Origin of the sequence: Azospirillum sp. B506, from assembly GCF_000333595.1 — a bacterium.
Taxonomy (GTDB): Bacteria; Pseudomonadota; Alphaproteobacteria; order Azospirillales; family Azospirillaceae; genus Azospirillum.
This window is the reverse complement of record NZ_BADK01001073.1, coordinates 1-1,897: the sequence shown is the minus strand read 5'-3', so window position 1 is coordinate 1,897 and position 1,897 is coordinate 1. Positions and strand designations below refer to the sequence as shown.

The 1,897-nt window shown below is 67.3% G+C and carries 2 protein-coding genes; both read right to left on the bottom strand.

Features of this window, described 5'->3' with window-relative positions; all coding sequences use genetic code 11:
* On the bottom strand, positions 1–277 hold a 277-nt coding region (locus I71_RS33145; RefSeq protein ID WP_042704335.1), incomplete at its 3' end, for a response regulator.
* The coding region (locus I71_RS33140) for an ATP-binding protein (protein WP_042704333.1) at positions 267–1,897 on the bottom strand (1,631 nt) is incomplete at its 5' end. The genes I71_RS33140 and I71_RS33145, both read right to left, overlap by 11 nt.

Below are 1,897 nucleotides of genomic sequence, written 5' to 3'. Positions count from 1 at the left end.
GGACCGCGGTCTCGATGTTGCCGTGGCCGGGAATCATGATGACCGGCAGATTGGCATGATCCCGCATCAGCTGTTCCAGGATCTGCAGGCCGTCCAGCCTGCTGCCCTGCAGCCAGATGTCGAGCACGACGAGGCTCGGCCGGCGCGACGCCACCTGGGCGAAGGCCTGATCGGCGTCGGCGGCCTCGCGGGTCTTGATGCCTTCGTCGTTCAGGATGCCGGCAATCAGCATCCGGATATCGGCTTCGTCGTCGACGATCAGAATGTCATGCGCCATGGGCTTCGTGCCTCATCTCTCCGCCGGTCTCCGCCGGCCTGTCGTCACGGCCGCCCGCGTCGTTCGCGACCGCAACCGGGTGTGGAATGACCAAGGTCACGCGCGCCCCGGTCCCGCCTTCGCGGTCCTCCAGGGTCAGCAGGCCGCCGTGGTCCTCCATGATCTTCTTGACGATGGCGAGCCCGAGCCCTGTGCCCTTGGCCCGCGTCGTCACGTAGGGTTCGGTCAGCCGGTCGCGCTGTTCGCCGCCGGGCAGACCCTTGCCGTTGTCGTCGACAGTGACGACGACCTTATCGCCGTCGTCCTCCACCGCGATGGCCACCTCGCCGGGCGGCAAACCGGCCCCGTCGGCAGGGGGCGTCCGCCCTTCGATGGCATCGGCCGCATTCTGCAGCAGGTTGGTCAGCGCCTGGGAAATCTGCCGGCTGTCGCAGGCCACCGTCAGCGGCCCCGACGGCAGCCTGGTGTCGAAGCGGATCTTGCCGGAATGGGCGCTCGATTGCAGGAACACCGCCTGCCGGACCAGGTCGTTGATATTCACCGGCTTCATCACCGGCTGCGGCATCCGCGCGAAGGCCGAAAACTCGTCCACCATGCGGCGGATGTCGTCGACCTGGCGGACGATGGTGTCGGTACACATGGTGAAGACCTCCGTATCGCTGGAGATCTCCTTCAGGTATTTGCGGCGCAGCCGTTCGGCCGAGAGCTGGATCGGTGTCAGCGGGTTCTTGATCTCGTGCGCGATGCGGCGGGCGACGTCGGCCCAGGCCGCCTTGCGCTGCGCCGAGACCAGTTCGGTGATGTCGTCGAAGGTGATGACATAGCCACGCACAGTGCCGTCGCGCACCTCCGCCGCGATGCGGACCAGCAGGGTCAGGGTCGGTTTGCCCGGACGTCGGATCTGGATCTGGTCCTGCACGACACGGCCGGGTTTTTTCGGCGCATTGTCCAGCAGATCGCCGATGTCCGGCAGCAGTTCGACCAACGGCATGCCGACCAGCCGCTCCGCATCCTCTTCGTCCAGCAGGCGGGCGGCGGACAGGTTCGGCAGGTTGATGATGCCGTCGGCATCGACGCCCAGCACACCGGCCGACACGCCGGACAGCACCGTCTCGGTGAAGCGGCGCCGCTCGTCCAGCAGGCGGTTGGTCGACAGCAGTTCGCGGCGCTGGCCCTCGATCTCGGTGGTCATGCGGTTGAAGGCGCGGGACAGCAGGACGAACTCGTCCTCTCCCGGCGGTTCCGACACACGGACGGTCAGGTCGCCGGCACGCACCCGCTCGGCGGCGCCGATCAGCGCGCTGATCGGGCGGACCAGCCGGGTGGCGAAATTCAGACCGGCCCAGACCGCCGCCAGCAGCAGCAGCATCGCCACCACCAGGAAGATCAGGGTGAACGTGACCTGCAGGCTGCCGCGCTGGTTCTCCAGCGCGGTGTATTCCTTCACCGCTCCTTCGGCGGATGCCATGTGCTGCAGCACCCGCGGCTCCACCATGCGGCCGACATAGAGGGAAGTGTCGGACACCCGATCCAGGCTGACCAGGGCGCGGACGCGGTCGTCGGATTCCTTGACGATCAGCGCGACCTCGCCACTGCGGGGCTGCTGGATCTTGTCTTCCG